The organism is Kitasatospora sp. NPDC096140 (assembly GCF_040303045.1).
GTDB lineage: Bacteria > Actinomycetota > Actinomycetes > Streptomycetales > Streptomycetaceae > Kitasatospora.
Genome location: NZ_JBEOUW010000035.1, coordinates 27,317 through 48,099 on the forward strand (window position 1 = coordinate 27,317; position 20,783 = coordinate 48,099).

The window sequence follows — 20,783 nt, forward strand, 5'->3', positions numbered from 1 at the left end:
CCCTCGACCGCTGAGCCTCGACCGCCCGCCCGGGCCCCGCAGCCGGTGCGCCCCGCGCCCGCCCGGGCAGGCGGTGCGGGGCACCGGGCGCCGGGCACTGGGCGCCGGGCGCCGGGCACTGGGCACTGGGCACTGGGCGCCGGGCGCCGGGCGTTCAGAGCGTGCGGCGCACGCCCGCCTGGCGTTCCAGGTTGCGGAGCTGGACGGCCAGATCGCCGTGGACGGCGGCGCGGGCGGGGCCGCTGCGGCCGATCGGCAGCACCTCCTCGGCCCGCATGTCCTCCAGCATCAGGGCGAACGCCGCGTACGTCGCGACGAGCGCCACCAGGAGACCGAGCGCTCCGGACGTGCGCGTCAGCCACTCGGCGCCCGTGAGGCCGGCGAGCCCGGTGGCCGCCCAGCGGGGCAGCGAGGCCGCCAGTACGAACCAGAGCGCCCGCTTGGGCCGGGTCACGGCGGTCATCAGCGCCCCGAAGCAGAGGAACGCCAGGTTGAACACGCCCAGCACGCGCAGGCCGTCGGCCGCGCCGGTGAACATGACGAGCGCGTAGGCCAGCCAGCTGCCCGCGAACACCCCCATGAGCGTCGCCGCGATCACGTCGCGGGCGCCGAACGCCAGGACACTGACCAGGAGTTGCAGGGCGAAGGCGGGCAGCACGCACAGCGCGACGGCGCCGCGCGCCGGCGGCCCGAGGATCCCCAGCTGGAGGCAGCCGGTCATCACGGAGGCGATCGCGACCGTGAAGAAGCCCAGCGGCATGGGTGAGGCGATGGGACGCAGGTTGATCCGGGTCATCGACCGGAGGTCCGGTTCGAAGCGGCGTTCCCGGGGAGCGCCCGCCCGGTCGTCCGGTGCGTCGTCGGGGGAGGCTGTGGTCATCGTACGGATCCTCGTTCGGTGGTCGTCGCGGGGGCCGAGGAACCCGCCGCCCCGGCGGCTCGGCACGCCCCGACGCTACGACCGGCGGGCCGGCCCCGCTGTGCGCCCCGCGCCCGGAGGCCGGCACGACAGCGCACGACGACCAGACACCCCACGACAGCACACGGGCGGAGGCACCCCGCCACGAGGCCGCCGCGGCTCAGCCTGTGAGCCGGAGTCACAGGATCACCGCCTGTCTGGCTGGCCGCCCGAGCGGTCCGCAGGATGGCCGCATCGGACGTCCTGTCAGCCGTCGCGCGGCCGCTACCGCCCGCCGTCCGAGGGCCAGCCGCGCGCGCCCGTACGAGAAGGTGGTACTTCACCGTGAGCAGCATCTCCGACCCGCCCCTGCCCGACCGGGCCCAGGACGTCCCGCCGGTGGACACGCCGGCGCGGGGCTTCGACCGGTGGCGCTACGCCGGGGTGTTCCTCCTGCTGTTCCTGTTCGGCACGGAGACCTTCCTGGTCTCGCCGCTCCTGCCGACCATCGCGGACTCGGTCCACACCAGCGAGGCGGCCGCCGCCTCCAGCGTCACGGCGTACGTGCTGGTGTACGCCGTCGCCGCGCCCTTCCTCGGACTGCTGAGCGACCGCTTCGGCCGCCGCCGCACCCTCGTCGCGGGCAGCCTGCTGTTCGTCCTGTCCAACGCCGCGGCGGCGCTGTCCACCGGGCTGACCCTGCTGGTGGTCTCCCGCGCGGTGGCCGGGCTGGCGGCGGCCGCGGCCGGGCCGGCGATCTGGGCGCACATCGCCGAGACCGCGCCGGAGGCGGTGCGCGGGCGGGCGCTGGGCCTCGGGATGGCGCTGTTCTCCTGCGGCCAGGTGATCGGCGTGCCGCTCGGCGGCTTCCTGGCCGGGCTGGCCGGCTGGCGCTCGGCGTTCTGGGCGCTGGCCGTCGGCACCGCAGCGGCCGTGCCGCTGCTGCTGCGCCAGGTCCGGGGCCGTGCACCACAGGCGCAGGCCGAGGCCCGGGCGCCGCGGGTGGGTGCCGTCCGGGCGATCCTGGCCGGCTGGGCCGACCCGACCCTGCGCCGCGCCCTGCTGGTCAACACCGTGTTCAACACGGCCAACCTGGGCGCCTACACCTTCCTCGGCGCGGTGCTGGTGCAGCGCTTCGACCTGTCGGTGCAGGCACTCGGCCTGGTGGGCGTGCTGGTCGGCGCCGGCAGCATCGCCGGCTCGCTGCTGGGCGGCCGGCTCGGCGACCGGGCCAGGAGCGCCGGGCGCTCCGACCTGCCGCTGCTGCCGCTGTGGGGCGTCCTGCTCGCGGTGGGGATCACGGTCGCGGCCAAGGGTCCGGGCCTGGTGCTCGCCCTGGCCGGGGTGACGGTGTGGTTCCTGGCGTCGGGCGGCTTCGTGACGGACCAGCAGACGCTGGCGGGCACCGTCGCCCCCGAGCTGCGCGCGACCTCCAGCGCGTGGCTGACCTCGACCATGTACGCGGGCACCGGGGTCGGCGCCTGGGCGGTGGGCGCGTTCGGCGACGTCGCGGACGGCACGCTGCTGGTCGGCGGCGGACTGGCCCTGCTGGCCGCGCTCGGCGCGGCGGCGGTGAGCCTGGGGCTGCGCCGGGCGAGCGCGGCGAGCCCGGCCGCCACCACGACCCCGGCCACGGCCACCACGACCCCGGCCACGGCCACGGCCACCACGGCCACGGAGAAGGTCTGAGGCCCCGACGGGCTCAGCCCACCCGGCGCTCCTGCTCCGCACCGCCGACCGCGCGCAACGGATGCTCGACCAGTTCGGTCATCCGCGCCCGGTCGGCGTCGCCGCGCGGGGTGAACAGCAGCACCGTCGCCGAGGGGTCGTCCACCGGGTGGAAGGAGGACAGGGTCAGCCGGACCGGTCCGAGGCCGGCCGGCTCGACGGTGACGGTGCGGACGGTCAGCTCCGCCACCGAGTGGCACCCCCACCAGTGGCGGAGCTCCGGCGCGTCCTCGTCCAGGTGCCGGTAGACCTCCCGGGTGCGGGGGTCGGCGAGGGCGGGGCCGGCCTGGGCGCGGAAGTGCTGGAAGACGTTCATGGCGAGTGGTTCCCAGTCGCGCAGCACCGCGCGCACCTGCCGGTGGGCGGCCATCACCCACATCAGGTTGCGCCGGTCCGCGGGCACGCACTCGGGCGAGCCCCAGAGCGCCGCCCACGCGGCGTTCCAGCCGCGCAGGTCGAAGTGCCGGTCGAGCAGCACGGCCGGGCTGGCGGTCCAGGAGTCGAGGACGGGCTGGATGGCCTCGGCGATCCGGCCGCTGCCCTCCGGGCCGGCGGCCTGCGCGGGCTCGTGGTACCCGGCCAGGCGCAGGGCGTGCCGCAGGCCGGCGTCGTCCAGTCTGAGCACACGGGCGATGGCCTCCAGCACCTGCCGGGAGGCCGCGACCCTGCCCTGTTCGACCCAGGTGTACCAGGCCAGGCCGACCCCGGAGAGGGAGGCGACCTCCTCGCGGCGCAGGCCCGGGGTGCGGCGGCGGGTGGTCGCGGTGAGCCCGACGTCGGCGGGCTTGAGGAGTTCGCGGTGGGCGCGCAGGAACGCGCCGAGTTCCCGTCCGGCGGGGGGAGTTGACACGGGGGCTCCTCGGCCATGCAGGTCGGTCCGGTGGTGACAGGCCTCAGCGTAGGCGCAGCCCGCCGCTCCTCCCAGGGGTGAGCGGCGGGCTACACATGCTGTTAACGATCCGGGCTAACGGGGGGTCAGCGTCCAGAGCCGGACGGCCATGTGGCTGACGTGTCCGCGCTCCCGCTGCCGGCGCCACGCGCTCTCGCCGACGGCGCGGAAGAACGCGGCGCGCTGCTCCTCCGGCACCAGCCGGCTGTAGTAGTCGCCGAAGGTGGCGGCGTGGAAGTGCTCGTACTGCGCGGCGCTGTCGACGGTGACGACGGCGTCGCGCTCCCGGTGCGCGGCGACCGTGAGGTGTGGGGCGATCACCGCCGTGAGGCCGTCGACGGTCCTGGTGCGGGTCGCGATCGGCAGCACCCCGCCGCGGGCGAAGGCGCCGGGCACCTCGTCCTCGGGGGTGCCGAGGGCGACCAGGGCGTCGCGGACGAGCTCGTCCTCGCCGCCGAGGCCGTGCTCGTCCCGGGCGGGGTGGTAGGTGGTGAGCAGGAACGTGCCGCCGGGGGCGAGGTGGGCGGCGGCCCAGGCGAAGATCCGTTCCTCGTCGGGGTGGAGCCAGTGCAGCACCGAGGTCTGGGTGATCACGTCGGCGCGGAAGGGCAGCGGTTCGGGCGCGGTGAGGTCGGCCCGGTACAGGGCGGCCCGCTCGCCGTACGGCCGGAGCCGGGCCGCGGCCTCGTCGATGCGGTGCTCGGAGCGTTCCAGGCCGACGGCGCGCCGCAGCGTGGGGAAGCGTTCCAGGGCGGCCTGGAGCAGCTGGCCGATCCCACTGCCGAGGTCGATCAGGGTCTCGGGGGCGCCGGTGACCTGGTCGAGCACCCAGTCGCGGTCCTGGACCTGGCGCAGCCGGCTGGCGTCGGCGTACCCGGCGAGGGTGCGGGCCTGGATCTCGACGGCGGACGTGCTCACTTCTCGTTCTCCTCGGTGCCGGTGGGCCGGTCGACCAGGTCCAGCAGGCGCGCGCGGGCCCCGCTCTGGTCGTACCGCTTGAAGATGTTGATCCGGTTGCGCGTGAGGTCGCCGCGGTGCACGTACTCGTAGAGGTCCTGGCGCTGGCCGAAGCCATCGCCGGTGAGCTCCCAGGCGATCCGGAACAGCCGGGCCTTGCGTTCGGCGTCGATGCCGCGGCCGCGCATGTAGCGGTCCAGGTGCGGGCGCAGCCGGGGGTGGGCGAGGTCGGCGGCGGTGGGCTGGATGAGCAGGCCCGAGGCGCCGATCCGGCGGACGATCTCGACGGCGCTGCCGGCCACCTCGGCCGACCAGACCCGGGAGGCGGCGGTGTCGCCGGGGGCGAACAGGCCGCCGTCGGTGAGGCCGCCGCGGGCCTCGGCGGCGTCCAGGAAGTACTCGGTGAGTTCGGCGTAGCCGGCGAGGCGGCCGAGGTCCTCCTGGATGTTGCGGAAGCCGTCCACGCCGATCGACTCGGCGACGAGGGTGGCGGTGGCGAGCAGGGTGCGCAGGCGCTCGCGGTAGCGGACGTGGCCGATGTAGGCGCTCCAGGCGTTGATCCGGCCGAGGCCGAGCCGGGCGAGGGCGGCGTCGCGCAGTAGGAAGACGCGGTCCCAGGGCACCAGGACGTCGTCGAAGAAGAGCATCGCGTCCTGCTCGTCGTACCGCGCGCCGAGCGGGTGGGCGTGGCCCCAGGGGGCGCTGCCGAGCGGTTCGCGGGCGAGGGTGACCAGCCCGGGGGTGTTGAGCGGCAGGGCGAACCAGCTGACGAACTGCTCGCCGCGGCCCTCGGTGAAGGAGGCGGAGAGGTAGACGAGGACCTCGTGGGCGAGCGGGGCGAGGGTGGTGAGCTGCTTGGCGCCGCGCACCACGATGCCCCGGTCGTTCTCCTCGATGACGCGCAGGGCGAGGTCCGGGTCGTCGAGCGGGTCGGCGGAGCGGTCGATCTGGGGGTCGCCGAGGGCGTGCGAGAGGACGAGGTCGTTGGTGGCGCAGTACCGGTACCAGGCTTCGGCGTTGGCGCCGAAGCGCGGGTCGGCTTCGGCGAGCCGGTGCCGGAAGTCGTGGACGCCGACGGCGATGGAGGCCATGAAGGCGGGTGAGCGGCCTTGCTGCCCGAGGGCTTCAGCGTGCCAGAACTCGGCGCTGCGGCGCTGGAGCCGGAGGTCGTCGAGGGTGCGCGGGGGCTGGTAGGCGCGGGCGAGGCGCAGCCCGCTGTCCGGGTCCTGCCAGGTGAGCAGTTCGCGGTGGTCGGGGTCGTGCTGGAGGTCGAGCAGGCGGGCCAGCTCGTCGACGGCCGGTCGGAAGGCCGGGTGCCGGGCGGGGTCGGAGATCCGCCGGCCGTCGAGGTAGAGCTCGCGTCCGTCGTCGAGTTCGGCGCGGTAGCGGTCGCCGGTGAGCAGGCCCCGGGCGGTGGCGGGCGCGCCGCGGCCGGTGGTGGTTTCCAGCAGTGTCATGCGCGGACTCCGGTGGTGGTGAGGGGGGTCGGGGCCAGGAGGCGGTACTGGCCGTCGTGGTAGAGGAGGGGTTCGCCGTCGGCGCGGTCCGCGGCGGCGACCCGGCCGATCAGGATGGTGTGGTCGCCGCCGGGGAGGGCCGAGTGCAGCCGGCAGTCGAACCAGGCCAGGGCGGACTCGACGAGCGGCGCGCCGGTGGCGGCCGTCCGCATCGGTACGGTGGTGAAGGCGCCGCTCGCGCGTCCGGCCCCGGGGGTGGCGAACAGCCGGGCCACGTCGGCCTGGTGGGCCGTCAGGACGGACAGGCCGAAGCGTCCGGAGGCCTCGGCGGCGGCCACCAGCGGGCTGTGCCGGCCGACCGCGACGGTGACCAGCAGCGGGTCGAGGGAGAGGGTGCTGAACGAGGAGACCGTCTTGGCGAAGACCTCCTCGTCGGCGGTGGTGGTGACGACGGCGACCCCGGTGGTCCAGCCGCGGGAGGCGGCCCGGAAGTCCTGTTCGGTGGCGTTCCCGGCGGATCGGGTCAGGGCTCCGCTCATCGCAGCCCCACCCGGTAGGCGCGCAGCCACTCGTCGACCTGGACCAGGTGGTCGAGGCCGCCGACGGGGTTGGGCGCGGTGCGCGGACTGGGCAGCGGCCGGCCCTCGGCGAGCAGTCGGCGGACCAGCTCGCGGTCCACCAGCTCGAAGACCGGCGCGTTGGGGTCGGCCAGCAGTTCCTGCGCGCGGGCCGTGAGCACCTCGGTGTAGCGGACGGCGGGGGTGGAGGGGTAGCCGCTCTTGGGCCGGTCGGCGACCTGCGGCGGGAGGAGGTCCCGGACGGCGTCCCGGAGCAGGCCCTTGGCCCGGCCGTCCGGTGCCTTGAGCGCCCACGGGACGTTCCACAGGTACTCCACCAGCCGGTGGTCGCAGAACGGCACCCGCACCTCCAGGCCGACCGACATCGACACCCGGTCCACCCGGTCCAGCAGCGGCGGCAGCCAGCGGGTGAGCGCCAGGTGGAAGACCTCGCGGATCCGCGCGTCGCGGGCCGACTCGCCGTCCAGGCGCGGCACTTCGCCGAGCGAGCGGTGGTACGCGGCCGCGGTGTACTCCTCGGGGCGCACCTCGGCCCGGACGTCCGCGCGCAGCAGGTCCGCCGGGGTGGCCCTGCCGTGCAGCCACGGGAAGGTCGGGGCGGCGACCGCATCGGTGTCGTGGAAGTAGGGGTAGCCGCCGAAGATCTCGTCCGCGGCCTCGCCGGAGAGCGCGACGGTGGAGCGCCGCCGCACCTCCCGGAACAGCAGGTGCAGGGAGGCGTCCATCTCGCCCCACCCGGGGCGGTCGCGGGCGCGCAGGACGGCGTCGCGGGCGTCCAGCAGGTCGTCGTCGGGCACCAGGACGGTGGTGTGCAGGGTGCCGATGTGCTCGGCGGCGGCCTCCACGTAGGGGGCGTCGCGGGTGGTCCGCCAGGCGTCGGGGGTGCGGTCGGCGCTGCCGGGGAAGTCGACGGAGAAGCTGGTGATCTTGCCCTGGCCGGCCCGTTCGCGGGCGGCGGCGGCCAGCGCGGTGACGGCGCTGGAGTCGACGCCGCCGGAGAGCAGGGTGCACAGCGGCACGTCGCTGATCAGCTGGCGCTCGACGGCGTCGGCGAGCAGCTCCCGGACGGTCCGCCGGGTGGTCACGGCGTCGTCCCGGTGCTCGGCGGACTCCGGCCGCCAGTACCGGACTTCGCGGGTGGCGGTACGGGTGACGACCACCAGGTGGCCGGGCCGGACCTCGTGCAGGCCGCGGAAGAGGCCGTGGCCGGCGCTCGGCGCGGCGGGCAGCGCGAACAGCTCGGCGATGCCCTCGGCGTCCAGTTCGGCGCGGAACAGCGGGTTGGCGAGCACCGCCTTCGGCTCGGAGCCGAACAGCACGCCGCTGCGGTGGGCGTGCCAGTACAGCGGCTTGATGCCGAGGTGGTCGCGGACCAGCAGCAGCTCCGCGCGCCGGGTGTCCCACAGGGCGTAGGCGTAGATGCCGTTGAACCTGGTCGGCGCGGACCTGCCCCACTGGAGGTGGGCGCGCAGGACCACCTCGGTGTCGGAGCGGGTGCGGAAGACGTGCCCGAGGGCCTCCAGTTCGGTGCGCAGCTCGCGGTGGTTGTAGAGCTCGCCGTTGTAGGAGAGCACGGCCGTCGGGTCCGCTCCGGGGCGGTCGGCGAGCGGCTGCGCGCCGCCGTCCGGGTCGATCACCGACAGCCGGCGGTGGCCGAGGGCGGCGTGCCGGGAGAGCCAGAGGCCGTCCGCGTCCGGGCCCCGGCAGGCCAGGGTGGCGGTCATCTCCCGGACGGTCCGGGCCTGGTGGAGCAGGTCGGTGTCCCAGTCGATCCAGCCGGTGATGCCGCACATCTCAGGACTCCCCGGGTTCGTCGGTGGCGGTGGGCCCGGTCGTTCCGGCGGGCGGCCCGGGCTCGGTCGAGGTCGCGGTCGCGGTCGCGGGCTCGACGGCGGTCGCGGTCGTGGTCGCGGGCTCGTCGGCGGTCGTGGACTCCCAGCGGCAGCCGTGGCCGGTCGGGCCGTGGGTCAGCCGGTGCGCCGGCCGGTAGCCCTTGGCGCGGATGTTCGCGGACAGCGCCTCGGTGCAGTAGGTGCAGGGCGAGGCGAGGGTCAGCCGGACGCCCGAGCGCCGGGCCTTCTCCCGGTAGTCCCAGATCGCGCAGTGCGTGATGGTGAGCGCCGCGTGCTCGGGGCCGGGCGGCGCGTCGTCGTCGAACTCGTAGTGCGAGCCGTACAGTTCGGCCTGCCGGGCGATCCGGTGGATCGGGTCGGCGGCGCCCCGGCCGTGGTCGGGCTCGACCTCCCGGTGCACCTCGGCGTTGGACCGGGCCCAGTCGCCGAGCACCTGCTCGCCGTAGCGCAGGACGAGGAAACGTTCCATCAGCGCCTGGTCGCGGAAGAACACCCGCTGCCACTCGACGGCCGGCGCGTCCGGCCCGGGCAGGTCGGCGAAGAGCTCGGACTGCAGGACGAACCAGTCCGTGAGGTGCAGTTCGTCCCCGCGTGACACCAGGTACCGCGTCAGGCCGGCCTCCGCCTCGTGCAGCCGCTGCCGCCAGAGCGCGGACCGCTCGGCGTCCGGCATCCCCCGGTACGGGGACCTCGGCTGCTCCGCGCCGGGGTGCCGTTGGCTCGCGGCTGCCAGGACCGCCGTACGCGGGCCGGCCTCGCCGCCCGCCCGGGCAGCGGAGCCGGTCGGAGCGCCGGTCCCGTCGGACACACCCCCCATCGGGCCATCTCCCTTCGGCTGAACGATCCTTCGGACCGTCGTGTCGTCGTCGTTCCCGCCACGCTACGAAGCGGCCCGCGCGGCCCGGTAGCCCCGAACGGCGCCGGTCGGGGCGCCGATCGTCGCCGTGCGGATGCTCCGAAGGTCGCCCTGCGCGAGCCCTTCCCGCCCCTCCCGGGAACCGCGCGCCACCCGCCCGGCCCCGGCGCGACCGAGCACGGGCCCCGGGCACGACGAAGGGCGGGCCCCGCGTACCGGCGGGACCCGCCCTCGGGCGGTGACTGCGTGTCTGCGTGTCTGCGTGTCCGGGCGTCCGGGCGTCCGGGCGTCCGGACGTCCCCGTGGGGGCGGCGGGACTACCCGGCGAGCCCGTGGCGGTGGGCGTAGAGCGCGGCCCGCAGCCGGTCGGGCTGCCCGATCTTGCGCATGGCCTGGGTGAGGTGCTTCTTCACGGTGGCCTCGGCCAGGGCGAGTTCGCGCCCGATCTCGGCGTTGCTCAGCCCGAGGCCCAACTTGACCAGCACCTCCCGCTCCCGCTCGGTCAACCCGGCGCGCTGCGGCGGCAGTTCGCCGAGGTGCCGGACGGGGGCCGCCGCGTGGATCCGGGCGGGCGGCGGCGCCGGCAGGAACACCGACCCGCCGGCCGCGGCGAGTTGGACGGCGCCGATGATCCGCTCCCCGGCCAGGTCGAGCGGGAAGCACCCGCCCGCTCCGGCCAGCAACATCCGGGAGGCCTCGGCGGTCGACTCGGCCCGGCGCAGCAGCAGGACCCGCGCGTCGGGCGCCCCGTCCGGTCCGCGCAGTGCCACCACGGTCGCCAGGTCCTCCTCCAGGCTGGCGCCGCGGCCGAGCAGCACGACGTCGGGGGCGATCCGGCGCACGGCCGCCACCGCGCGCAGTGGGTCGCCGGTGGAGCCGACCACCGTCAGGCCGGGCGCGGTGGCCAGCACGCTGCGCAGTCCGGCGCTGGCGACGGAGTGCCGCTCGACCAGGAAGACCCGGGCGAGCGCGGTGCGGTCGCGGTCCTCGTCCACGCACATCGGGTGGCCGCAGCCGCAGCCGGCCGCAGCCCCGCCCGCGGCGGGCGGCGCCGCTTCGGCCAGCAGCTGGTGACCGGCGATCAGGTCCAGCGGGTTGTCGGTCTCGGCCTGCGGCCGGTCCGGGGCGGTGGCGGGGGCGGGGGCGGTGACGGGGTTGGTGACGGGGCTGGTGACGGGGGCGTCCCCCGCACCGGTGCCGCCGCAGGCGCCGCGGCGGGCGGGGAGCCGCCGGCCGCGCGGGCCGGTCGGGGCGGTCGGGGCGGTCGGCCCGGCGAAGGTGCTCACTGCTGCCATCGGGCACCTCCGGGGGCGGAGGCTGGACGTCTGTGGTGTGGCATGGCGATGCGGTCCCCCTAGCTGGCGGCCGGTCGGCCGCCATGGACGCGGTGTGCTGCGGCGGGGATCCGTCGGGGACGCGGACGGGCGTCGGGCGCGGATCCGGGAGAGGAGGGGGCGCCGACCGCGGCGGATGTGGACCGGGGCGGTCAGCGCGCGGCGCGCGGTCGACAGAGCTCGTCGAAGGACCTGCGGTGCCACGAGCCGCCGATCCCCACCAGGGTGAAGTCGGTCCGCCGGATAGCCATGCCGGGAACCCTAGGTCCGGTTCCTTGTGCAGGTCAAGGACGGGACCGGGCCCCGGCAGCCCCGGCAGTGGCGCTCCCGCCACCGCGGATCCTGTGACCACGGGTAACAGCATCAGGAACTGACTGGCTGTCCGGGCCGTCCGTCCGCAACGCTCCTCCAAGCGGCCGCGGCCGTCGCGACGGCGCCCCGACGGCGCCGGCGACCCCCGTCCCCTACGGCCGAACGCCCTTGCCCCGACGGCGTGATGACGGCCCGACACCCCGACCGGAAGGAACAGCACCGCCATGCCCGCGCCACCCCACCGGCCCGCCGCCGGCCCGTCCGGCGCCCCGTCCCGGAGGGCCGACGGGTGACCGGGTTCCTGCTGCGCCGGCTCCTGCCGGCCGTCCCCACGCTGCTCGGCGTCACCGCCGTCGTCTTCGCGACCGTCGCGCTCGTCCCCGGCGATCCGGTCGCCGCCTTCCTCGGTCCGGGCGCGCCGCCCGAGGCCCGCCGGGAACTCGCCGAACGGCTGGGCCTGGACCAGCCGTTGCCCGTCCGCTACGCCGACTGGCTCGGCCACGCGCTCACCGGCGACCTCGGCACCTCCGTCTCGGGGCAACGCCCGGTCGTCGACCTCCTGCTCCCCGCGCTCGGCCAGACGCTCGTCCTGACCGCGGCCGCGTTCCTGCTGGTCCTGGTCGGCGGGGTGGCGCTCGGCGCCCTCGGTGCGCTGCGCCCGCGCGGCCCCGGCGGCCGGATCTCCGGCGCGCTGTCCACCCTCGCGGTGTCCGCCCCGCAGTACTCGGTGGCGCTGCTGCTGATCGCCGTCTTCGCGGTCGGGCTGCGCTGGCTGCCGGCCGGCGGCACCCACGACGTGTTCGGCTCCGGCGGCCCGGCCGACCTCGCCCGGCACCTGGTCCTGCCGGCGGTCGCCGCCGCGCTCGTACCGCTCGGGCTGACCGCGCGGGTGTTCCGGGCGGCGCTCGGCACCGTCCTGGCCGGTGAGCTCGCCGACTCGCTGCGTGCCCGCGGCCTGCGCCCCGCCGCCGTGCTGCGGCACTGCGTGCACAACGCCTCGCCCGCGCTGCTGACCATCGGGGGCCTGCAACTCGCCTACCTGCTGGAGGGGGTGGTCTTCGTGGAGACCCTGTTCGCCTGGCCCGGCATCGGCCGGCTGCTGTACGACGCGCTCACCGCCCGCGACCTGCCGCTGGTGCAGGGCGGGGTGCTGGTGGTGGCGGTCGCGTTCGTCGGCGTCAACGTCCTGGTGGACGCGGCGCACGCGGCGATCGACCCCCGGGTGAGGATCTGACGTGTCGACTCCGTGGCTCAGACGCAACCTCGGCCTGGCCGTGCCCGGCACCCTCGCCGTGCTGCTCGTCCTGCTCGCCCTCGCCGCCCCGCTGGTCGCGCCGTACGACCCGGCCGCCGGACGGCTCGCGGACCGGCTGCTCGACCCGGGCAGCCCCGGCCACCCGCTCGGCACCGACGGGCAGGGCCGCGACCTGCTGAGCCGGCTGATCTGGGCCGGGCGCGCCTCGCTCACCGGCGGGCTCGTGCCGGTCACCGTCGCGACCGTCGCCGGCACGCTGCTCGGCATCACGGCCGGGCTCGGGGGCCGCCTCACCGAGCAGGCGCTGCTGCGCGCGCTGGACGTGCTCTACGCCTTCCCCGGTGTGCTGCTGGCGATCGCCGTCGCCTCGCTGCTCACCCCCGGCCTGGGCGCGACCGTGCTCGCGCTGTCCGTGGTGCTCACCCCCGCGGTCGCCCGGGTCGCCTTCACCGAGGCCCGGCGGATCCGCAGCTCCGAGTACCTGGAGGCCGCCCGGGTCAGCGGCGCCGGCCGGGGCGCGCTGGTGCTGCGCCAGGTCGCCCCCGTGGTGGCGCCGGTGGTGCTGGTGTACGCCTCCTCGCTGGTGGGGCTGGCCGTCGTGTACGCCGCCGGGCTGTCCTTCCTCGGGCTCGGCGTCGCACCGCCGACCGCCGAGTGGGGCGCGATGCTGGACGAGCTGCGGCCCGCGCTGCTCACCCACCCGTGGGTGGCGGTGCTGCCGGCCCTCGTCATCCTCGCCGTCTCGGTGGTGTTCAACACCCTCGGCGAGGCGCTGCGCACCCGCGTCGGCGACGGCGCCGCTCACCTGCCGCGGGCCGTCCCGGCGGCGACGCGACGGGCCGCGGAGCAGGTGGTCCGGTGAGCGCGCTGCTGGAGGTCGACGGCCTGTCCGTCGGGTACCCGGGAGGTGTCCGGGCCGTCGACGGGGTCTCCCTCGCCCTGCCGGCCGGCGGCGCCCTGGTGCTGCTCGGCGAGTCCGGCAGCGGCAAGACCACCGTCGCCCGTACGGTGCTCGGGCTGCCCGGGCGCGGCGCCGCCGTCACCGGGGCCGTCCGCCTCGCCGGGACGGACCTGCGGGCCCTCGACGAGCGCGCCCTGTGCGACGTCCGCGGCCGGCGGATCGGCTACGTGCCGCAGGACCCGGGCGCCTCGCTCGACCCGCTGCGCCGGATCGGCCCGCAGATCGCCGAGGTGCTGCGCCGGCACGGGAGCGCCACCGGTCGACGGGCCGCCCGCGCCGCCGTCCCCGGGCTGCTCGCCACCGCCGGCGTCCCGGATCCGGAGCGGGTCGCCCGGGCGTACCCGCACGAGCTGTCCGGCGGCCTGCGCCAGCGCGCCGCGATCGCCCTCGCGATCTGCTGCGGCCCGGAGCTGCTGATCGCCGACGAGCCGACCACCGCGCTGGACGCCCTGGTCCGCGGCCGGATCCTGGACCTCTTCGGGGCCCTGCGCGCCGACTGCGGCATCGCCCTGCTGCTGGTCACCCACGACCTGGCGGTGGCCCGCCGGATCGGCGGCACGGTGGCGGTCATGCGGGCCGGCCGGGTCGTCGAGCTCGGCCCGGCCGAGCGGGTGCTCCACCGGCCCGACCACGCCTTCACCGCCGCCCTGGTGGCCGCCGAACCGGGAGCCCGCCGGTGAACCACGACGCCTCGGCTCCCCTGCTCGCCCTGGACGGCGTCGGCAAGCGCTACGGCGACCGGACGGCCCTGCAGGGCGTCAGCCTCGCCGTCGCCCCCGGCGAGACCGTCGGCCTGGTCGGCGAGTCCGGTTCCGGGAAGTCCACGCTGGCCCGCCTCGCGCTCGGCCTGCTCGCCCCGGACTCCGGCACCGTCCGCTTCGCCGGCCGCGACCCGTACCGGCTGCGCGGCCGGGCCGACCGCGCGCTGCGGGGCCGGCTGCAGTTCGTCCCGCAGCACCCGCGCGGCTCGCTCAACCCGGCGCTGCGGGCCGGGGAGGCGGTCGGCTTCGCGCTGCGGCTGCACGGCACGCCGCGCGCCGAGCGTGCCGCGGCCGTCGCCCGGCTGTTCGCGCAGGTCGGTCTGGAGCCCGCGCTCGCCGCCCGCTACCCGCGCGAGCTGTCCGGCGGGCAGCTGCAGCGGGTGGCCGTCGCCCGCGCCCTGGCGACCGGGCCCGACCTGCTGGTCTGCGACGAGCCGACCTCCGCCCTGGACCGCGCCGCGCAGGCCCGCCTGCTCGACCTGCTCACCGAGCTGCGCGAACGCACCGGCCTGGCCTACCTGTTCATCTCCCACGACCTCGCCGTCGTGCGCCGCCTCGCCCACCGGGTGCTGGTGCTGCGGCACGGCCGGGTGGTCGAGGAGGGCCCCGCCGACCGGCTCTGGGACTCCCCCGCGCACCCGTACACCCGGGCCCTGCTGGACGCCGCCACCGGCGCCGCCCCGCCCGCACCCGGGCTCCCCCGCACGACGAACCACCGGACCACCGACCACATCTGACGAGGAACCACCATGACGCGCACCGCCCGTACCCGCTCCAGAGCCGTCGCCCTGCCGGCCGCCGCCGTCCTGCTCGCCGCGGCGGCCGGCTGCGCCGGGCCCGGCGGCGGCTCCGGCGACGGCTCCACCGGGGCGGGCGGCGGCACCGGCCGCGGCGGGACCCTGGTCATCGGCGCCACCGGCAAGCTGCCCAACACCGACACCGTGATCGGCGGCGCGGGCTTCGAGGGCAAGCGGCTGGTCTCCTTCCAGCTGTACGAGGGCCTCACCCGCTACGAGCTGCTGAAGGACACCGACAAGCCGCCGGCGGTCACCGGCGCCCTCGCCACCGACTGGCAGGTCGCGGCCGACCGCAGGACCTGGACGTTCACCCTCCGCAAGGGCGTGAAGTTCCAGGACGGCACCCCCTTCGACGCCGACGCCGTGGTCTTCAACCTGGCGCGCTACCTCGACAAGGGCAGCCCCGAGTACACCGACGCCCTCGGCGCCGCCGCCGCGGAGTACGCGGGCGACATCGCCTCCTACCGCAAGACCGACGCCGACCACGTGGAACTGGTCACCAAGGAGCCCAACGGCCACTTCCCGGAGGACCTCGCGCACGTCCTGATCGCCAGCCCCACCGCCGTCCGCAGGACCGGCTCGGCGGACTTCGCCCGGCACCCGGTCGGCACCGGCCCGTTCTCCTTCGTCTCGCAGACCGAGGGCCAGCAGATCGAGCTCGCCGCCAACAAGGACTACTGGCGCGGCGCCCCCAGGCTCGACCGGCTCGTGATCAAGGCCCTGCCGGACGCCGCCGCCCGCACCGCGGCCCTGCGCTCCGGCGGCGCGAACTGGATCGAGTACCCGAATCCGGACGACATCGACAGCCTGAAGGCCGACGGCGTCACCATCGCCACCAACAGCTACGACCACCTGTGGTACTGGATCCTGGACACCTCCAAGGCCCCCTGGAACGACCCGCGGGTGCGCCGGGCCGCCAACTACGCCATCGACCGCCGGGCCATCGCCGAGAAGCTGCTGCACGGCACCGCCGACCCCGCCTACCAGGCCGCGCCGCGCGCCACCGCCGCCTACGACCCCGCCGGCGACGCCTACTCCCACGACCCGGCCAGGGCCCGGCAGTTGCTGGCCGAGGCCGGCGTCCCGAACGGGTTCACCACCTCCGTCACCGTGCCCACCGGCGGCAGCGGCAACCTGCTGCCGGTGCCGATCGCCGAGGCCCTCCAGCGGGACCTCGCCGCCGTCGGCATCAAGGTCGAACTGCGCACCACCGACTGGACCACCCTGATCGGCGCCGAGGCCAAGGGCCAGGTGGCGCTCGGTTCCGATGCCGTCGCCCAGTCCACCACGCTGTTCCAGTCCGAGGCGCTGCTGCCGCTGTTCATCGGCTCCACGAGCCCGTTCTGGACCGGCCACTACGCGAACCCGCAGGTCGACCAGCTGCTCAGCGCCTCCGCCGCCGACGCCGACCAGGCCGCCCGGCAGGCCGGGTACCGCAAGGCCCTCGCGCTCGTCACCCAGGACGCGCCCTGGCTGTTCGTGGTCAACGACCGCAATCCGCGGGCCCTTTCGCCGAAGGTCCACGGACTCGTCCAACCGCAGTCCTGGTTCCTCGACCTGACCACCGTCTGGGTCGGCTGAGCCCCGCCCCCGAGTCCCACAGAACGGAAACCCGCCCGATGACCAGCCCGCACCCGCCGCACCACCACACCGAGACCGAGCCGCCCAAGTGGGGCATCACCCTGCCCCTGCCGGGCCTGACCATCGACCGGCACCGCTTCCTGGTCGAGCGCCTGCCCGACCTCGGGTACACCGACGTGTGGAGCGCCGAGGGCGGCGGCACCGACGCCTTCACCCCGCTGGCCGCCACCGCGGCGTGGTCCCCCTCGCTGCGGATCGCCACCGGCATCGTCCCGGTGCACACCCGCGGCCCGGCGGTGCTCGCCCAGACCGCCGCGACGCTCGCCCAACTGGCGCCCGGCCGGGTCCTGTTGGGCATCGGAGCGTCCGTCCCCGCGCACGTCACCGACATCAACGGCATCCCCTTCGACGAGCCGTTCAAGCGCACCCGGGACGTGCTGCGCTTCGTCACCCGGGCGCTGCGCGGCGAGTACGTCACCGGCGGGTTCGACACCTTCGACATCACCGGCTACCGGCTGCCGCACCCGCCGGCCGAACCGGTCAAGGTGATCCTGGGCGCGCTGCGGCCGAACATGCTCAGGCTCGGCTTCACCGAGGGGGACGGCGCCATCACCAACCTGCTGTTCCCGCACGACGTGCCGAAGATCCTGGACACCGTCGGCCCGCAGCCGCCCGGCAAGGAACTCGTGGTCAAGGTCTTCGTCTGCCCCACCGAGGACACCGACTACGCCCACCGCGCCACCCGGCCGTTCCTGGCCTGGATCCTCAACCGCGAGCCGTACCGGAAGTTCCACGAGTGGCTGGGCCACGGCGAGTTGCTCGCCGAGACGCACCGCCTCTGGGCCTCGGGGGACCCTGAGGGCGCCCAGAAGGCCCTGCCGGACGAGGTCGTCGACGGGCTCTTCGTCAGCGGCTCCCCGGAGGAGTGCCGCGAGCGCATCCTGGCCTACCACCGCCCGGGCGTCACCACCATCCAGCTGTACGTCTCGCTGCCGCCCGAGGTGTTCGTCAGCCGGGCCAAGCTGCTGGACACCCTGGCCCGGCTCGGCCCGGCCGCCCGCTGACCGCTGACCCGCCCCTCCCTCGTCCCGCCCGACTTCCCGTCCACCTTCCCGTCCGAGTTCCCCCGAGGAGAGCCCGTGCCCCTGGAGATCCGCGGCGGGGTCCGCGCCGCCCCCGTCCCCGGCAGCACCCCGCAGGAGCGCCAGGCCCTGCGCTGGGCCCCCGACGGCCGCGACCGCACCGCCGACCCCGCGTACGTCGCCCGCACCGCGCGCGAGAACGAGGAGGACGGACTGGACAGCGCCCTGGTGGTGCAGTCCAGTTCGTGGCCCGACCCCTGGCTGGTGGCCTCCTGGGCGCTGGCCGCCACCAGCCGGCTGCGCGTCGCCGTCGCCCACCGGGTCGGCACCACCGCGCCCACCGTGGCCGCCCGCACCCTGGCGACCCTGGACCGCCTCTCCGGCGGACGGGCGGCGGCGCACGTCATCATCGGCTCCAGCGACCGCGACACCGCCCGCGACGGCGACGTCCTCGACAAGGCCGGGCGCTACCGCCGGGCCGAGGAGTACCTCGACCTGTTCACCCGCTACCTGGCCGCCGACCGCGACATCGACCACGAGGGCGAGTTCTACACGGTGGCGGCCGCCCGTCCCGGCCTGCGTCCCGGACCGGGCGGCGAGCTGCTCTCCTTCGGCGGCTCCTCACCGCAGGGCCTCGACCTCGCGGCCCGGTACGCGCAGGTGTACGCCGTCGGCCCGCTGCCGCTGCCCGACACCCGGCGGCGGATCGCCGAGGCCCGCGCCGCGGCCGCCGTCCACGGCCGTTCGCTGCGGATCTGGCGGCACGTCACCGTCGTCCTCGCCGAGACCGACGAGGAGGCCCGCGACCGCGTCCGCCGACTGCGCCGGGACGCCCTGCGCCTCACCTCCGGCGGCGCCGGCGGCCGCTGGCGCGAGGCCGTCCAGCTCGACCGCGACCGCGAGCGCGGCCGCTCCGACCCCGACCACGGCGACGAGCAGGTGGCCGCCTACATCCGCCGCTCCCTCACCGCCGCCTACGCGGGCTCCCCGGCCACCGTCGCGGCCCGCATCGGGCTGCTCCGCTCGGCGGGCGTGGACATCGTCCAGCTCGACCTCTCCGTGGAGACCGATCACGACCGGGAGCTGCGCCGCGCCCTCGTCCGCCACCTGCGCGCCGGGCTCGGCACCCCGGCCGACCGCCGCGACTGGTGAACCGCACCGACCGCCCGTGCCGCGCGCCCGAGGGCGTCAGCCGTACAGCGCCACCCGGGGCTGGATGGTGCCCGGCGAGGCCTTCAGCACGGTGATCCGGTAGTGCTGGGTCAGAGTGTGGTGGCTGTGCAGGACCAGCTTCGCCGACGTCAGGGTGGTGAACAGCGTGCCGGTCTGGCTGCCCAGCGGCACCGTCCTCCAGTGGCCGCCGCTCAGCACCTCCAGCTTGACGTTCGCCGGGGTGAGGAAGGGCCCGTCGTCCGGCGACTCGACGAGGATCTGCGGGGCGACGGTCTGGTCCGCGGCCGTCGGGTTGCGGTAGGTGACGGTGATCCGGTGCGGCGCGTGGTCGGACGGCAGCGGGCGGCTCGGCAGGTCGACGAAGGACGTCGGTACGGCGACCGCCACCGCCTGCGGGGCTGAGGCGGCGGAGACTGCGGAGGCTGCGGGGGCAGCGGCGGCCGGGGCCGCGGCGGCGACCGCCGGCGAGGGCAGCGCGAACCCGGCGGCCGGCAGGGCGGCGAGGGCGGTCAGGGCCAGGGCCCGGCCGAGGAGCTTCCTGGTCGGCATGGCGGCCTCCTTCGATCGTTCTCGGCTCCCCCGGACGTCCGCCGGTGGCCGGATCTACCCGTCCACCCTGCACTCCGACGGCCCAACGCGCATCCGCGCCGGAACGGGCCGCCCGCCCGGGCCCGCCCCGCGAGGTCCGGGAGCCGCCCGGTGCCGGGGCGCCGACAATGGCGGTAGGGGTCCGTGCCGGGGTCCGTAGCCGGCGGGGGGCCGGATCCGTCGAACGGCCCGGCCCCGGGCCATCCCCACCGAAGGGTGTGAGCCGCCATGACCACCACCGTCGCCGCCTACGCCGCACCCGCCGCCAGGGCCCGGCTGGCGCGCACGACCGTCACCCGCCGCGCGGTCGGCGAGCACGACGTCCTGATCGACATCGCCTTCGTCGGCATCTGCCACTCCGACATCCACCAGGTCCGCGAGGGCTGGGGCACCGCGATCTTCCCGATGGTGCCCGGCCACGAGATCGCCGGGGTCGTCGCCGCCCGGGGCCCCGGCGTGGCGGCGTTCGCCGTCGGCGACCGGGTCGGCGTCGGCTGCATGGTCGACTCCTGCCGGGTGTGCCGGAACTGCCGGGCCGGCCTGGAGCAGTACTGCTCCGACGGCCCGGTGTGGACGTACAACGCCGTCGGCCGCGACGGGCAGCCCACCTACGGGGGCTACTCGCAGAAGATCGTCGTCGACGAGAACTACGTCGTGCGCATCCCGGACGCCCTGCCGCTGGACGTGGCCGCCCCGCTGCTGTGCGCCGGCATCACCACCTACTCCCCGCTGCGGCACTGGCACGCCGGCCCGGGCCGGACGGTCGCCGTCGTCGGCCTCGGCGGCCTCGGCCACCTGGGCGTGCAGCTCGCGCACGCGCTCGGCGCCCGGGTCACCGTGCTGTCCCAGTCCCTGCGCAAGAAGGACGACGGCCTGCGGCTGGGCGCCGACCACTACCACGCCACCGCCGACCCGGCGACCTTCGAGGAGCTCGCGGGCGCCTTCGACCTCGTCCTCAACACGGTCTCCGCGCCGCTCGACTTCGGCGCCTACTTCGCCCTGCTGCGCACCGACGGCGCGCTGGTCAACCTCGGCCTGCCCGAGGACCCGGTGCACCTCGAACTCCAGTCCCTGAACGGCAACCGCCGCAGTCTGAGCAGCTCGGGCCTCGGCGGCATCGCCGAGACCCAGGAGATGCTGGACTTCTGCGCCGAGCACGGCGTGGCGGCCGAGATCGAGACGATCCGCGCGGACCAGGCCGACGAGGCCTACGAACGGGTCCTGCGCAGCGACGTCCGCTACCGCTTCGTCATCGACACCGCGACCCTCTGACACCGCGACCCTCTGACGCCGCGCGCGCCGCCGGGAGCGGTGGCCGGGCGCGACCGCCGGGGCGACCCTGGAGGAGGCAGTCGACTGCCCCTGCACCGAGCCGAGGAGGCCGCCCCGTGAAGTTCATCCAGATCATCGAGTACCGGACGAGTCGCATCGACGAGTTCACCGCCCTGCTCGACAGCTGGGTCGAGGAGAACGCCGGCCACCGTCTGGCGGCCCGGGCCGTGCAGACCCGTGACCGCGACGGCCAGGACGTGTACCTGGACATCGTGGAGTTCCCCTCCCACGAGGTGGCGATGGAGAACTCCGCCCGCCCGGAGACCGCCGCGTTCGCGACCCGGGTCGCGGCGCTGTGCGACGGCCCGCCGACCTTCCGCAACCTCGACGTGCTGAACGAGCGGACCTTCCAGGACTGAGCCCCCGCGCCGGGCGGCCGCCCGCCCGGCCG

The 20,783-nt window shown here is 76.0% G+C and carries 19 protein-coding genes; 10 read left to right on the forward strand and 9 right to left on the reverse strand.

Annotated elements, in window-relative coordinates; translation table 11 throughout:
- Positions 1-154 precede the first annotated feature (154 nt).
- Positions 155-880: a GPR1/FUN34/YaaH family transporter gene (locus ABT048_RS29910; RefSeq protein WP_350524652.1), complete on the reverse strand. Its 726-nt coding sequence runs from the start codon at positions 878-880 to the stop codon at positions 155-157.
- A gap of 363 nt (positions 881-1,243) precedes the next feature.
- On the opposite strand from ABT048_RS29910, the gene ABT048_RS29915 reads away from it, so the two are divergent.
- Positions 1,244-2,587: an MFS transporter gene (locus tag ABT048_RS29915; RefSeq protein WP_350524653.1), complete on the forward strand. Its 1,344-nt coding sequence runs from the start codon at positions 1,244-1,246 to the stop codon at positions 2,585-2,587.
- 13 nt (positions 2,588-2,600) lie between these two features.
- On the opposite strand, the gene ABT048_RS29920 is transcribed toward ABT048_RS29915, so the two are convergent.
- The 7 genes from ABT048_RS29920 to ABT048_RS29950 form a co-directional block, all read right to left on the reverse strand.
- Entirely contained in the window at positions 2,601-3,476 is an 876-nt protein-coding gene (locus ABT048_RS29920) for a helix-turn-helix domain-containing protein (protein ID WP_350524654.1), read from the reverse strand.
- A gap of 114 nt (positions 3,477-3,590) precedes the next feature.
- Complete coding sequence (locus ABT048_RS29925; protein ID WP_350524655.1) at positions 3,591-4,433, reverse strand: class I SAM-dependent methyltransferase; 843 nt, start codon at positions 4,431-4,433, stop codon at positions 3,591-3,593.
- Complete coding sequence (locus ABT048_RS29930) at positions 4,430-5,929, reverse strand: 4-hydroxyphenylacetate 3-hydroxylase family protein (RefSeq protein WP_350524656.1); 1,500 nt, start codon at positions 5,927-5,929, stop codon at positions 4,430-4,432. The genes ABT048_RS29925 and ABT048_RS29930 overlap by 4 nt, the downstream gene beginning before the upstream one ends.
- Positions 5,926-6,468: a flavin reductase family protein gene (locus ABT048_RS29935; protein WP_350524657.1), complete on the reverse strand. Its 543-nt coding sequence runs from the start codon at positions 6,466-6,468 to the stop codon at positions 5,926-5,928. Before ABT048_RS29935 ends, ABT048_RS29930 begins: the two co-directional genes overlap by 4 nt.
- The gene (gene asnB, locus ABT048_RS29940; RefSeq protein ID WP_350524658.1) at positions 6,465-8,300 is read right to left on the reverse strand and encodes an asparagine synthase (glutamine-hydrolyzing); all 1,836 of its coding nucleotides are present in this window, start codon (positions 8,298-8,300) and stop codon (positions 6,465-6,467) included. Before asnB ends, ABT048_RS29935 begins: the two co-directional genes overlap by 4 nt.
- Position 8,301: 1 nt before the next feature.
- Positions 8,302-9,177: a hypothetical protein gene (locus tag ABT048_RS29945; protein ID WP_350524659.1), complete on the reverse strand. Its 876-nt coding sequence runs from the start codon at positions 9,175-9,177 to the stop codon at positions 8,302-8,304.
- Positions 9,178-9,533: 356 nt separating this feature from the next.
- Complete coding sequence (locus ABT048_RS29950) at positions 9,534-10,511, reverse strand: LuxR C-terminal-related transcriptional regulator (RefSeq protein WP_350524660.1); 978 nt, start codon at positions 10,509-10,511, stop codon at positions 9,534-9,536.
- 640 nt (positions 10,512-11,151) lie between these two features.
- Here ABT048_RS29950 and ABT048_RS29955 point away from each other — a divergent pair.
- The 7 genes from ABT048_RS29955 (at position 11,152) to ABT048_RS29985 (ending at position 18,451) form a co-directional block, all read left to right on the forward strand.
- A complete protein-coding gene (locus ABT048_RS29955; RefSeq protein WP_350524661.1) occupies positions 11,152-12,096 on the forward strand; it encodes an ABC transporter permease in 945 nt (314 codons plus the stop codon).
- Between the two features lies 1 nt (position 12,097).
- The gene (locus tag ABT048_RS29960) at positions 12,098-12,979 is read left to right on the forward strand and encodes an ABC transporter permease (protein ID WP_350524662.1); all 882 of its coding nucleotides are present in this window, start codon (positions 12,098-12,100) and stop codon (positions 12,977-12,979) included.
- Positions 12,976-13,758, forward strand: coding sequence for an ABC transporter ATP-binding protein (locus ABT048_RS29965; RefSeq protein ID WP_350524663.1), 783 nt, complete (start codon positions 12,976-12,978; stop codon positions 13,756-13,758). Before ABT048_RS29960 ends, ABT048_RS29965 begins: the two co-directional genes overlap by 4 nt.
- The gene (locus tag ABT048_RS29970) at positions 13,755-14,576 is read left to right on the forward strand and encodes an ABC transporter ATP-binding protein (protein WP_350524664.1); all 822 of its coding nucleotides are present in this window, start codon (positions 13,755-13,757) and stop codon (positions 14,574-14,576) included. Before ABT048_RS29965 ends, ABT048_RS29970 begins: the two co-directional genes overlap by 4 nt.
- Positions 14,577-14,588: 12 nt before the next feature.
- Positions 14,589-16,217 (forward strand): ABC transporter substrate-binding protein, encoded by a 1,629-nt coding sequence (locus tag ABT048_RS29975; protein ID WP_350524665.1) that lies wholly within the window; start codon positions 14,589-14,591, stop codon positions 16,215-16,217.
- A gap of 38 nt (positions 16,218-16,255) precedes the next feature.
- Positions 16,256-17,281: an LLM class F420-dependent oxidoreductase gene (locus ABT048_RS29980; protein WP_350524666.1), complete on the forward strand. Its 1,026-nt coding sequence runs from the start codon at positions 16,256-16,258 to the stop codon at positions 17,279-17,281.
- 75 nt (positions 17,282-17,356) lie between these two features.
- Positions 17,357-18,451: an LLM class flavin-dependent oxidoreductase gene (locus ABT048_RS29985; protein ID WP_350524667.1), complete on the forward strand. Its 1,095-nt coding sequence runs from the start codon at positions 17,357-17,359 to the stop codon at positions 18,449-18,451.
- A 36-nt stretch (positions 18,452-18,487) separates the two neighbouring features.
- On the opposite strand, the gene ABT048_RS29990 is transcribed toward ABT048_RS29985, so the two are convergent.
- Positions 18,488-19,021, reverse strand: coding sequence for a signal peptide protein (locus ABT048_RS29990; protein ID WP_350524668.1), 534 nt, complete (start codon positions 19,019-19,021; stop codon positions 18,488-18,490).
- A gap of 267 nt (positions 19,022-19,288) precedes the next feature.
- Between ABT048_RS29990 and ABT048_RS29995 the strand changes: the two genes are divergently transcribed.
- Complete coding sequence (locus tag ABT048_RS29995) at positions 19,289-20,332, forward strand: NAD(P)-dependent alcohol dehydrogenase (protein ID WP_350524669.1); 1,044 nt, start codon at positions 19,289-19,291, stop codon at positions 20,330-20,332.
- Between the two features lie 116 nt (positions 20,333-20,448).
- Entirely contained in the window at positions 20,449-20,751 is a 303-nt protein-coding gene (locus ABT048_RS30000; protein ID WP_350524670.1) for a hypothetical protein, read from the forward strand.
- Positions 20,752-20,783: the final 32 nt, after the last annotated feature.

Coding starts and splice junctions, on each gene's coding strand:
- ABT048_RS29910 (WP_350524652.1), bottom strand. CDS start 880: ATGACCACAGCCTCCCCCGACGACGCACCGGACGACCGGGCGGGCGCT.
- ABT048_RS29930 (WP_350524656.1), bottom strand. CDS start 5,929: ATGACACTGCTGGAAACCACCACCGGCCGCGGCGCGCCCGCCACCGCC.
- ABT048_RS29935 (WP_350524657.1), bottom strand. CDS start 6,468: ATGAGCGGAGCCCTGACCCGATCCGCCGGGAACGCCACCGAACAGGAC.
- asnB (WP_350524658.1), bottom strand. CDS start 8,300: ATGTGCGGCATCACCGGCTGGATCGACTGGGACACCGACCTGCTCCAC.
- ABT048_RS29945 (WP_350524659.1), bottom strand. CDS start 9,177: ATGGGGGGTGTGTCCGACGGGACCGGCGCTCCGACCGGCTCCGCTGCC.
- ABT048_RS29950 (WP_350524660.1), bottom strand. CDS start 10,511: ATGGCAGCAGTGAGCACCTTCGCCGGGCCGACCGCCCCGACCGCCCCG.
- ABT048_RS29975 (WP_350524665.1), top strand. CDS start 14,589: ATGACGCGCACCGCCCGTACCCGCTCCAGAGCCGTCGCCCTGCCGGCC.
- ABT048_RS29980 (WP_350524666.1), top strand. CDS start 16,256: ATGACCAGCCCGCACCCGCCGCACCACCACACCGAGACCGAGCCGCCC.
- ABT048_RS29990 (WP_350524668.1), bottom strand. CDS start 19,021: ATGCCGACCAGGAAGCTCCTCGGCCGGGCCCTGGCCCTGACCGCCCTC.
- ABT048_RS29995 (WP_350524669.1), top strand. CDS start 19,289: ATGACCACCACCGTCGCCGCCTACGCCGCACCCGCCGCCAGGGCCCGG.